1 protein-coding gene is annotated in these 827 nt (G+C 66.6%); it reads right to left on the bottom strand.

Going from position 1 to position 827, the window contains the following annotated elements; all coding sequences use genetic code 11:
- Positions 1–827: mechanosensitive ion channel family protein (locus HC022_RS27845; protein WP_175583773.1), on the bottom strand; the 827-nt coding region annotated here is incomplete at both ends.

The raw sequence follows: 827 nt of genomic DNA, 5'->3' as shown, positions 1-827 counted from the left end.
CGCAACCGCTTGATGTCGGCGCAGTGGTCGAGGTAGAGCAGCACGCCCCCGATCAGCGACGAGCTGTCGCGGGTCCAGTTCTGGAACGGCTGCTCGATGAAATAGCTGAGCGGCACCACGAGGCGACGCCAGTCCCAGATCTTGATCACCACGTAGGTGCCGGTGATCTCCTCGACCCAGCCCCATTCGCCCTCGACGATCACCGCGTCGTCGATGCGGATCGGCTGGGTGACGGCAAGCTGGATCCCGGCGATCAGGTTTTTCAGCACCGGCTGGAAGGCGAAGCCGACGACGATGCCCGCGGCACCGCCCGCCGCCAGCAGCGACACGCCCCACTGCCGCACCCCCTCGAAGGTCATCAGGATCGCCGCCGTCACCACGATGACGATCACCCAGCCCGCCAGCCGCACCATGATGCGGCTCTGGGTGACGTGCTTGCGGGCCAGGAAATTGTCCTCGGAACCGAGCGTGAACTTGCGCAGGTGCACTGTCGTCCAGATGTGCAGCGCCGTGTGCAGCGTCCAGGCCACCAGCACCATGAAGGCGATCAGAAGCGCGTGCTGGCCGAAATCGGTCTGCTCGGGACTGAGCGGCGCCACCGCGACGCCCATGGTCAGCGTCGCCACGACGAGCCCAAGCCGCAGCGGGCGGCGGGTGCGGGCGACGAGGCTGCGCCAGAACAGGTCCTTCTTCGCAACAGCCCGGTTCAGCACCGCAAAGACCAGCCGGAAGATCACCAGCCCCAGCAGGAAGAACGCCACCACCACCGCCATCGGCATCACCCAGTCCGGCAGGACCGGCAGCACCTCCTCGATGTCCGTGGTGAT

Source organism: Salipiger sp. HF18 (genome assembly GCF_011806505.1).
Lineage (GTDB): Bacteria > Pseudomonadota > Alphaproteobacteria > Rhodobacterales > Rhodobacteraceae > Salipiger > Salipiger thiooxidans.
Note: the sequence above shows the minus strand (reverse complement) of the source record. Positions and strands in the feature narration are given on the sequence as shown.